Origin of the sequence: Nonomuraea sp. NPDC049784, from assembly GCF_040659615.1 — a bacterium.
Classification (GTDB): Bacteria; Actinomycetota; Actinomycetes; order Streptosporangiales; family Streptosporangiaceae; genus Nonomuraea.
The window spans coordinates 1-10,089 of the sequence record NZ_JBFAMX010000368.1; the positions used below are offsets into that span (position 1 = coordinate 1).

General features: G+C 70.4%; 10 protein-coding genes. 3 read left to right on the top strand and 7 right to left on the bottom strand.

The genetic code is table 11. From position 1 onward, the window contains the following. Positions 1-305: hypothetical protein (locus tag AB0J09_RS43290; protein WP_360704657.1), on the bottom strand; the 305-nt coding region annotated here is incomplete at its 3' end. A 42-nt stretch (positions 306-347) separates the two neighbouring features. Beyond that, the gene (locus AB0J09_RS43295; RefSeq protein ID WP_360704660.1) at positions 348-1,265 is read right to left on the bottom strand and encodes a MerR family transcriptional regulator; all 918 of its coding nucleotides are present in this window, start codon (positions 1,263-1,265) and stop codon (positions 348-350) included. 63 nt (positions 1,266-1,328) lie between these two features. Between AB0J09_RS43295 and AB0J09_RS43300 the strand changes: the two genes are divergently transcribed. Both AB0J09_RS43300 and AB0J09_RS43305 read left to right on the top strand, forming a co-directional pair. Next, positions 1,329-1,502 carry a hypothetical protein gene (locus tag AB0J09_RS43300; RefSeq protein ID WP_360704663.1) on the top strand — a complete coding sequence of 58 codons (174 nt, stop codon included), beginning with the start codon at positions 1,329-1,331 and terminating at the stop codon, positions 1,500-1,502. 234 nt (positions 1,503-1,736) lie between these two features. Then, positions 1,737-5,630, top strand: coding sequence for a hypothetical protein (locus AB0J09_RS43305; RefSeq protein WP_360704666.1), 3,894 nt, complete (start codon positions 1,737-1,739; stop codon positions 5,628-5,630). A gap of 8 nt (positions 5,631-5,638) precedes the next feature. Here the strand turns inward: AB0J09_RS43305 and AB0J09_RS43310 are convergent, their stop codons facing one another. The 5 genes from AB0J09_RS43310 to AB0J09_RS43330 form a co-directional block, all read right to left on the bottom strand. Then, complete coding sequence (locus AB0J09_RS43310) at positions 5,639-6,199, bottom strand: signal peptidase I (RefSeq protein ID WP_360704669.1); 561 nt, start codon at positions 6,197-6,199, stop codon at positions 5,639-5,641. A 13-nt stretch (positions 6,200-6,212) separates the two neighbouring features. Then, positions 6,213-6,764 (bottom strand): hypothetical protein, encoded by a 552-nt coding sequence (locus tag AB0J09_RS43315; RefSeq protein ID WP_360704672.1) that lies wholly within the window; start codon positions 6,762-6,764, stop codon positions 6,213-6,215. A 151-nt stretch (positions 6,765-6,915) separates the two neighbouring features. Then, a complete protein-coding gene (locus tag AB0J09_RS43320; RefSeq protein WP_360704675.1) occupies positions 6,916-7,500 on the bottom strand; it encodes a hypothetical protein in 585 nt (194 codons plus the stop codon). A 226-nt stretch (positions 7,501-7,726) separates the two neighbouring features. After that, complete coding sequence (locus AB0J09_RS43325; protein WP_360704679.1) at positions 7,727-9,013, bottom strand: alpha/beta fold hydrolase; 1,287 nt, start codon at positions 9,011-9,013, stop codon at positions 7,727-7,729. Positions 9,014-9,045: 32 nt separating this feature from the next. Continuing rightward, positions 9,046-9,321: a hypothetical protein gene (locus AB0J09_RS43330; RefSeq protein ID WP_360704682.1), complete on the bottom strand. Its 276-nt coding sequence runs from the start codon at positions 9,319-9,321 to the stop codon at positions 9,046-9,048. A 155-nt stretch (positions 9,322-9,476) separates the two neighbouring features. Between AB0J09_RS43330 and AB0J09_RS43335 the strand changes: the two genes are divergently transcribed. Beyond that, the coding region (locus tag AB0J09_RS43335; RefSeq protein ID WP_360704685.1) for an acetylxylan esterase at positions 9,477-10,089 on the top strand (613 nt) is incomplete at its 3' end.

Here is a 10,089-nt window from a genome sequence, read left to right on the forward strand (position 1 = left end):
GTGCGGTGGCGGGTCAGCAGTACGGGCGTCTCGTCGTACGGCTGGGCGACCTGCCGCACGAGGTCTCCGAGCTTCCCGCGGGCCGTCGACAGCGACAGCACGGGCAGGCCGCTCAGCATCCCCGACACCTCCGAAAGCGGGACCAGCGCGGCCCACTCCCAGCGCTCGCGGGTGATGAGGGTGGTGGCGCCGCTCCTGGCGCCGCTCACGAGGGCGCCCCAGCGCGCGCGGGCGTCCTCGACGCCGAGCGGGGCGCCGTGGCGGGCCACCAGCTCGTCGTACGGGGGGCGTTCGGCGTCGATCACCCGGAGATCGTAAGGCGTCTTACAAAAATTCTGCAAGCCGCCTTACGATCTGTGGGTGCGGAGGGCCGCGGTGAACCAGTTGAGGGCGGGGGTCAGGCTCTCGGGGGCGGGCCAGCCGTTGATCACCGCCAGCAGCTCGAGATAGCGCTCCCTGCGCGGGTCGTTCGCGCTCTCCAGCTGGGCCAGCAGCCGCCGCCGGAGCGTGGGAGAGTCGGGGAGGCCGCGGTCGTGCGCGTACCGGGCCGCGACCGCCGCCACCACCGGATCCGCCTGGGGTGAGGCCGGGTCGATGCCTGCCGCCAGGGCGGGACGGGCGTGGTCGCGAGCCAGTGCGGCGGCGTCGGGGCGCGGGGGAGTGGGAGCCTGCGAACCCGCGTGATGCTGGGCCGTGCGGCGGAGGGCGGCGCGGAAGTCCGGGTCCTGCGTCAGCTCCGCCAGCTCCACCCACGCCTCCAGCTGCTCGGGCGACGGGTCGTCGGGCAGCTCGGGCGTCATCGAGCCCATGATCCCGGCGAACCCCGGGACGGCGGCCAGGCCGTCGAAGGCGGCGTCCAGGAAGTCGGCGACGAGGCGGCGGCGTTCGTCCTCGGAGAGTCGGGCCAGTCTGTGCATGAGATCCATTTCCTCGGGGCTGGAGCCACGCCTGGCCACCGCCGCGAGCACCGCGCGCCGCAGGCGGAGCGTGCGGATCTGCACGGCCAGCGCCTCGGCGTGCGCCGCGGCGACCTCGGAGAGCGAGACCTCCCGGTCCACGACCCGCTGGATCGTGGGAAGGTCGAGCCCCAGGTCGCGCAGCGTCCGTACGAGCTCCAGGCGTGCGACGGCGTCGACGCCGTAGCGGCGGTATCCGGCGGGGCTGCGGTCGGCAGGCGGCACGATCCCGCGATCGGAGTAGAACCGGATGGTCTTGACGGTCAGCCCGGTGCGCCGGGCCAGCTCGCCGATCGAGTAGTGCGCCATGCCCCCACCTTCGTGTCTCCCCTAGATGGAGACTCAACCGGTTGACGGGGTTTTGTGCCACTTATGCGCGACCCCTTCCCCGATCCGGTCATGATCCCGATCATGGCGATCCCCGTCTACGCGTTCGTCCACTGGTACGAGGAGCCACACCTGAGCAGGACGTTCGGCGCCGACCACGAGCGCTACGAGGCCCGCGTTCCCGGCTGGTGGCCGACCGTGCATCCGTACCGTTCGTGAAAATTGGGGTCCCATGTCCGGACAAGTTTGACTACCAGTGATGAAATGTGGTCGCATCGTGACCTATGTTTCTGATGGGATGAATTACACCGGTCCGGGGGAGAACGCTTCATGCCGCACGCCCTTCTGCGCGTGCTCGCTTCGACGTCCATCGCAAGCGCCACAATCTTGGTAGCCGTGCCGCCGAGCGCCCAAGCTCAGACTCAGCCTCAGCCCCTGGTAAGGGTGCAGCCGGTGCCCGCCGTGCAGGAGCCGCCGGCCGCCGCGGTCAGCGTTCCCACACGGCCCTCGCTGGCGGTCCGGCCCGCGGGGAACGGGCGGGTGGGGCCGAGTGAGCCCGAGGTCACCACGCCCGCCGGGCCGCGACTGATCGACGAGATCACCGCCGAGGCCGCCTCCATCCAGGAGAAGCAGGGCCTGGGCAGGCAGGCGCCCGTCGTGCGCAACATCCTGCCCGACACCTCGCAGGCCGAGACGCTGACGCTGATCAAGCCGCTGGCGGGCGTCATCAAGGCGTTCGACGGGCTGGGGAAGGCCCTGCCAGGGCTGACGTACCGGCTCTGCGTCGAGAGCGAGGCGGTGCGGGTCTCCTGCACGATCTCACAGCCCGTCGCCACGCCGGCGGCCGCCGACGTCACCGGCGACGGCAAGCCCGACCTGGCGGCCGACCTCGTGCCCACCGCCAACCCGACGGAGGGGTCCGTCGGGCTGGGGTTCGCCGTCAAACGGCTGTCGCAGGAGAGCGTCAAGGCGCAGGTCTGGGCCGAGTACGACGGCAAGGTGTCGGTCGGGTTCGACGGCCTGCGGCGCGGCTCGTCGCTGTCGGCCTTCGACTGGGGGAACTTCACCGTCGACCTGGCGGGCAAAAAGGTCAAGGCCAGCCTCAAGCGCACGGAGCCGGGGGAGTCCGCGGCGGTGATCGCGGGGCTGACCGGCCGCAGCGCGGTTAGCCTGCGGCAGTCGCCCGCCACGGAGAAGCTGGCCGTGACCGCCTCACTCGATTCACCCTTCCTGGACGTCGACGCCTCAGGACCCGCCAAGCTGGAGGCGCTGGCCGTGACCGGCAGCCAGTTCACCGAGGCGGTGCTCGACCGGATGCCCGCCCGTGCCAAGGTGCGGCTGTCGGGTGGTGAGATCCGCTTCACCGGCCCGTCCTCGATCGCCCGCGCCCGGGTGCACAACTTCACCTATCGCGACGGCAAGCTGGCCAGGGTGCTGAGCGCGGAGCTCACGAAGGTGCCGCCGTCCATGACCGCCCGGTACGGCACCGCGAACGGCAAGCAGACCCTGACCATCGACTCCGGCAAGGGCCGGGCCGGGGGCGGCACGCTGCTCTACTACGACCGCGCCGCGGACAAGACCGTGGTGAAGACCGAGCTGAGTCACCTGCCGGCCAAGGTGCGCCTGGTCAACGACCTGGCCGAGCACCGCGTCACGCACACGACCAGCTCGCCCATCGGCAGGTTCGCCGTGGTGCTGCAGCGCAACGAGGGCGCCATCTCCAGCCCGCGCGGCGGCCACGTCACCATGATCAAGAAGGGTGACGCGCTGGGGGTCTCTGGGCTGCTGTCCGAGCTGTCCGGGTTCGACGTCACGTACGGGGACGTGCCGCACGCCCACCTGGAGGTGGGCTCCAGCGGGCGGTCGTTCGTGGGCGCGGCCAGCATCGACGGCACTCACCTGGCCCGGCTGGAGATCTCCAACACGCCCTCCACTGTGGACGTCACCCTCGATCCCGCCCGCAGAAGGGCCGTCTACCAGGCCAGCGGAGTGATCCGGAAGTTCCGCGCCGCCTACGCCAACCTCAAGTCGGGCCCGACGATCGACGGCACCGTCCTGGGCGTGCACGACGACGTCAAGGCGTCATGGGAGCTGGGCGAGCACTCGACCGTCAAGGTGGCGACGTCCTCCAAGATTGACCAGATCCGGATTTATGCCAATAAAGGGTATGTAACCTCCCCCTCCGGGGAGGACCTGCAGGCGACCGTCGAGGGAGTACACAAGAACGTCGAGCTGGTCGCCGACACGAACGCCAGGACGCTCACCTGGAACTCGGACGAGCCGGTCGGCAAGGTCTCCGCCCTGGCCAGGGCCAAGCTCGGCGACCGGTACGCCAGGGTGGCCGCCGAGGTGACCGGCGTGCCGGCCCGCTTCGACGCCTCGTGGGCCGCGGCCTCGTACCGCTTCCGCGGCCTGTCGGGACCGGTCGGGTCGGCGGAGCTGGCCTTCACCAACCACGACGGCGCTCAGTCGCCCACGGGGCCGCACCTCGCGGCGCACTACAGCCAGGCCACCGGTGACCTGGACGCCAGCGTGCTGGTGAAGGGGCTGAAGCAGGTCGAGTTCAGCCCCTCGGCCGGCACGGCGGCGCAGGGCTTCACCGCCGACTTCCGCTCGGCCAGGCAGACGCTCGCCGTGGACACCGACGTCACGCAGGGCGACACGCGCTACGGCCTGATCGGCACGCTCGGGCCCGTGCCCGGCCGCCTGGCCGTCACCTCGGACGGCGGCAAGCTCACGTACGCGGGCTCCCACCTGGACGTGCGCGCTCGCGCCTGGCTCGGCAAGACCGGGGCGCTCGACCGGATGCGTGCCGCCCCGGCCGTGGCGGGCGGGGTGTCGCTGGTGGACGGCGGCTGCGCGGCCGGATCGCCGGGCTGTGCGCAGGGTCCCTTCTGCACGCCGGATCGCGGCTGCTTCGGCCTGCAGGGCTACCTGGACGTGACCGGCCTGCCCGACCAGGTGACGGTGGACATGACGGGCAAGACGTTCGCGTTCTCCGGCTTCAGCCCGCGGCGCAAGAGCCTTGGCGTCTATCTGGCCAGCAGCGTTCTGTCTCCCGTGCCCATCAAGGCCAAGGCCACCCTGACCGGGCTGCCCTCCAAGATCACCAGCATGTCGATGGGGCCGTTCGGCGTGGCCCAGGGCAATGTCGTGCAGGCCGCGTACCGCATCGAGCCTCCCGCCACGCTCGGCTCGCTCGACGTGCAGGCCGAGACGGGTGACCTGCGCGGCCACGTGGCGATCGACCCCGTGCCCGCGTCGGTGTCCGTCCAGGGCACGTACGGCGCCAAGACCCGCATCCGCGTGAACAACTCCGCGGCCGTCAAGCGCCTCGACGCCAAGGTCACCTTGGCCGGCAAGGGCACCGGGGAACTGCGGTTCGCGGACGTGCCCGCCGTGTTCGGGGTCGATGCCGATGCTTCGGCCGCCGGGCTGAGCGTGCCGGCGGTCACGTACAAGTCGAACGTCAGCACCCTCGACGGCTACCTCGGCGTGGAAGGCGGCCTCGTGGACCCGCAGGGGCGGCTCGGGGACGTGTCGTTCTCGGTCAAGGACCTGGCCGCCGACACCACGATCCGGCTCAACCCCGACCAGTCGCTCGACCTGGTCTCGCGTCCCGTCCCCACGGGTCTCGTCGCGCTGCACGCGGGGCTCCGGGTCGACGCGGTCGCGCCGCAGCAGATCGCCGTGAGCAAGCAGGTCCCGTACACGACGGGCTTCCTCACCTACAACGTCGGTGGCAAGTTCGGGCTCGGGCCGAGCGCCGTCAAGGACGTGTCGTTGCAGGCCCAGCGGGTCTCGTGGCTCCGCATCCGGCCCGGCAAGATCCCGTTCGGCCTGAAGGCGCCCCCCGCGCTGGGGTACGTCGCACCCGGCTTCGAGGGGAACTACGGCCAGGTGAAGCTGTCCGCCAAGGGCGTGGACCTGCGGCCCGACGTGACCATCGACGTCCGGCTGAGCAGGGAGGTCGGCAATGACGTCTTCCACGACTCGGTACGGCTGGCGCCCACCGGCTCGCTCGCGCTGCGCCGCTACGACCAGCGCATGCGGCGGATCGGGGCCAAGCAGGAGATCAAGGCCGCCGGGATCAGCCTGGCGTGCGTGACGCTGGACGCCAAGCCCGGCTTCGCCGCCGGGACGGGCACCAACACCATCACGCTACGCGGCGCCGACGGGCCCCAGATGGTGTCGCTGCTGGATCCCGGGGGCCAGGTGCCGGACTACGCGGTGGACCTGCTGACCCAATTCATGAGCCCGTTCCCGGGGGCGGAGTGGAAGGTCGCGGGCGCCAACGCCGGCTCCTGCGCCGCTGACCACAACACCCACGGCCCCGAGTCCCGCTAGGACCTGGATCACGCGCGCCGACTGGCCGCCTGTCCGCCCGGGTGACGGGCGGCCACGTCGAGCGCCGCCGTGCGCGGGGGTGCGGCGAGGTATGCGACGAGAGCCAGGCCGAGCGCGGCGAGGGTCATCGTCCAGTACTGCGCCCGCTGCCACCACAGAACGGGCAGGCCGATCCAGGGAACGTGAAGCCGTCCCAGCCCGAGGACATTCTGAGGCGGCGTGGAGGTGGAGTCGGGCATCCGGTTCGCGTCGCCGGAGGTGATGATGTGCCCGTTGGGCAGGAGCTTGTGTACGCGATGCGACAGCAGCTGGGTCGGATGGGCCGGGTCGCGCACGAGCACCAGCTGGCCCGGCCTGAGCGTGTTCATGGGCACGTCCTGGTAGACCACCACGTCGCCCGCCATGATCCGCGGCCCCATCGAGCCGGTGAGGATCACGGCCGCCTGCCACGCGGGAAGCAGGGCAGGCAGTTGTGACCACGTCAGCAGGCCGAAGAGCACGCCGAGCGCGGCGCGCGCCGTCGCGAATCCGATGAGCCGGATCGCGAACGCCGCACGCCGCGCCCTCATGACGACCTCGTGATCAGGTGTTCTGCGCTTCCCAGATGAAGGAGACATGTGGCGTGGAGCCGTCCTCGGTCGAGTTGGGGGCGGAGGAGTCGAACGTCCAGGTGATGCGATACGACAGGCTCTCCGGCGGGTTTCCCGTCAGCGCCCATGGCCCGACTCCGTTGCCGAAATTCGTCTTGGTCGAGGTGAAATTGGCGAGGGTGCCGGTGTAGGCGGCCCCGCCCACGGGGGTGAAGGCCGCGCAGCTGGCGAACGTGCCGCCGTTGCCCTCTTCAATGGTGAGGTTGATGTACGAACTGATGTCGTTCGTCGGCACGGCGGAGATGTCGGAATAGAGCTTGACCGTGCTGGGCACGCTGGCGCTGGAGGTGACCTTGATGCAGCGGGACCCGGAGTTACCCGGGACCATGTTGGTGATCTGGAACATCGGAACGCCGCCGCTGTCGTTCGTCAGCCCGACGGTTCCGGCTGTCCAGTTGTTGCCGGCGTTGACCGTGCTACCGACGAAAGTCGCGTTCGACGCGTGCCATACGAGCGCCCCGCTGAGCATCAGCCCGATGGGCATCGCAAGAAATCGGGATACGCTTCGCACTTTGTCCGTTTTTGTCACACAGCAAGTCCCCCAGTCGTCATAGTTGATCGCCCCCGACTCTGCACTTTCCCCATGCGAAATCGCGGCGAACGGGAGGATCGTGCAAAACAATGACTATTTCCGATCAAGAGGCCGCCAGCGTGAAAAACGCGGTCGGCCCGGTGGCGACCGAGGTGGACGAAAACCCGCTCAGCTGTGCCGGGGTTTTGCGGTTGGTATGGTCGCCCAGCCCGAGCTGCCCGAAAGAGTTGTTCCCCCAGCACCACACTGAGTTGCCGGTGGTCCTCTTGCCGCACGTATGAGCGGCGCCAGCCGTCACGGCCGACCAGGTGCCCGGAGTCGTGACCTGGACCGGGCTGGTGCGGTTGATGAGGTCGCCGAGCCCGAGCTGACCCTTGGAGTTGTCGCCCCAGCACCACAGTGTGCCGTCGGTGCGGACGGCGCAGGCGAACGCACCACCGGCGGCGGGCTTGGCCCATGTGGTGGCGGATCCGACGTGCACGGGGCTGGGGCTGTCGGTGGTGCTCCCGATGCCGAGCTGGCCGAGGCTGTTTTGACCCCAGTCGGTCAGGTTGCCGCCCGGATAAGTCGCGGCAGAAGTCCACGTACCTGTGGTCGATGTGATCGCACGGAAAGCCGCGGAGGCTTTGTCTATTGACAACAGCCCGGCCAGGACCGCGCAGGCTACCAAACCGATCAGCCAGCGCATTGCTTACTGTTCCCCGAATTCTCCACGCACAGAACGCCACCCAATAGGCGCCGTCCGCCACAATAGCAGGGCATCCTCGTAATCGACGGGCGTGCACGGGATACAGCATGTCGCGCCGTATTTTCCGCATACGTCCGGCGGTTATTCGATGCTATTTGCTCCCTGAGGGGCCACTTGAACCGGGGCGCGCGAATTCAGGTCACCTATTTCGTGAGCGGCGTGGCGGTCAGCGGGGGCCGCGGTAGTCCGGAGGCGGGACATCACCCTCGTAGGCGTGCACCGGGCGGCCGGTCAGGAACGCGCGCAGGAGCCCGAGATACGCCTCACTCCGGTACGTGCCGCCGCCGATGTAGGCGAGTGTGGCCGAGGGCAGCGCCCGCCGGTAGTCCATGGCCGATGCCCAGCTCTGCTCGTCACACGCCGCCTTGACGATCAGTACGGGCGCCGTCGCCTCGGTCAGGCTCGACCCGAGCGAGCGGGGCGCGGCCCGCCCGATCAGGCCGACGTAACCCCCGGAACCGGTCGTCGAGGCGGCGGGGCAGGAGTGCGGAGCGCCCCGGCGGACGAGGTCCAGGTAGGCGTCCAGCTCCCGATCTCCCGCGAACGCGTGCGCCGCCAGGGGGTCCACCCGCAGCAGCGTGGAGACGGCGAGCAGGCGCGGATCCGGCGAGCCGTCGCGACCGAACACCGCCGCCATCTCGACCTTGCCGTCCGACTCGGGCCCCTGAGGCTCAGTGGCGAGGGACGGCCCGGTGGGCGACCCCTGGGGCGGACCCACTGGGGAGCCCGCGACCAGCCCGGTGGGGGAGGCGAGGACCGCCTTGGCCACCCGGTCGGGGTGGGCGGCGAGGTAGGCGGTCGCGAGCTGGGCGCCATAGTCCTGGGCGATCAGGTTCAGGCGTCTGGCGCCCTCGGTCTGGCGGATGGCCTCAAGGTCCGCCACGTCGCGGGTCAGCCCGTACCCGCTCGGGTCCCGCAGCCGTGCGGAGCGCCCGGCCCCGAGCTGGTCGTAGACGTACACCTGGTAGCCGTCCGCCGTCAGCTCGCGGAAGAACGCCGAGGACGCCGCCAGGTCCGCCACACCGGGTCCGCCGTGCAGGAACACCACCGGGTCGGGCCGGGTGACCCGCTTCGGGGCGAGCCGTACGTACGCCAGCTCCGAGCCGGTCGGCAGCCGCCACTCCCGCTGCCCGGCCACCGGCGCCGCGGGAGAACGGACCGGAGGCGGCCGCAACGTGGCCGCGGTCACGTGCCAGACCACCGCGATCTCCACGCCGAGGATCACCACGGTCCGTAACCAGCGCCCCCACGCCGCCCTCGGCCTCGGCACGCACAGCAGCAGCCCCAGGAAGGAGACGGACGCGAACACCGCCAGTCCCGTGACCGCGAACGCCATCGGCTCCGCGCCCACCATCGCCATCCCGGCCAGCGCGGCCAGCCCAAGGACCGGCGACAGGACCAGCACCCCGGCACCCGCCGCCGCCCGCCCGGCCAGCCTGGCGAAAGAAGCCATAAGGGGACGCTAGTGCACCCGTGCCTTTCCGGTCATGGAAGTGAGCGGCCCAGGCGCAGGCGGAGGCGGTCCCCGTGGCGTACGGTCTCGTGCACGCTCCACACGCGCTCGTCGATGACCGTGCCCTTGGCCGTCATGTAACCGCCCATCCGGAGCACCGGCCTGCCCGTTTCGTCGCGCAGCAGCTGGGCCCGGGACTCCGAGTCGTCGCCGAACTGCACGAGGAAGTCGTCGGTGTCGGCCGGGGCGTCAAGGATCAGGCCGGGATAGAGGTGGGAGTAGGGGATCTCGATGACGTACGTGCTCACATGATCCCCCTACCCCGCCCCGACCCTTTCAGCGCCTCGCCGGCCGCCGGTGGCGTGTCGCGAGACCGGGATAGCGCTTTCCTGCGTGATGCGGTGAAATACAGATCGGCGTGATGCGGTGAAATATCAGCATCCCTCTACAGGCTGGAGATTCCGTGCCACTGTTCGACCTGCCGCTTGAGCAACTCCGCGGCTACCTCCCCGATCGCGACGAGCCCACCGACTTCGACGAGTTCTGGTCACGCACCCTGAACGAGGCCAGAGAGCTCGACCTGCGTGCGGAGTACGTCCCGTACGACCTGCCCTTCGCCTCCGTGGACGTGTTCGACGTCTCCTACGCGGGCTGGGGCGGCCACCGGATCAACGGGTGGTTCCTGGTGCCGCGTGGCGTGGAGGCTCCGGTGCCGTGCGTGATGCACTACATCGGCTACAGCGGCGGGCGCGGGTTCCCCAAGGACCACCTGTTCTGGCCCACCGCCGGGTACGCGGTGTTCGTGATGGAGACCCGTGGCCACGGCGGCGCGAACCCCGGCAGCCCCGGCGCCACCGGCGATCCGCACGGCAGCGCCGCGCCGCAGGCGCCGGGCATGATGACCCGCGGCATTCTCGACCCCGACGACTACTACTACCGGCGCGTCTTCACCGACGCCGTCAGGGCCGTGGACGCCGCCCTCGAGCACCCGCTGGTCGACGCGGGCCGCGTCGTCGTCTCGGGCGGCAGCCAGGGCGGCGGTATCGCCCAGGCCGCGGCCGCGCTGCACCCGTCGG